Raw genomic sequence first — 220 nt, 5'->3', positions numbered from 1 at the left:
AAAATGCCTGAACTCTCGTTCAGGCATTTTATTATTTACAAACAGTTGTTTTTTATTTTAGCGTTTAAGCGTAAAATGCGCACGAACCGATTTCTTTTGGTCTGTGCCTGGTTCTCTGTATTCTACAGTAAACCAGTAATCGCTTGTTGGCATTGGGTTACCGTTGTAAGTCCCATCCCATCCTGCGCCTGTTGGGCTAAGTTGTTTTAACAGTTTTCCA

The 220-nt window shown here is 40.5% G+C and carries 1 protein-coding gene; it reads right to left on the bottom strand.

Annotated features, from left to right (window positions below):
- Window positions 1–57: 57 nt before the first annotated feature.
- A partial coding sequence (locus tag ACVC43_RS01075; RefSeq protein ID WP_452222726.1) for a T9SS type B sorting domain-containing protein occupies window positions 58–220 on the bottom strand: 163 nt, incomplete at its 5' end.

The organism is Lacinutrix chionoecetis, assembly GCF_053604665.1.
Note: the sequence above shows the minus strand (reverse complement) of the source record. Positions and strands in the feature narration are given on the sequence as shown.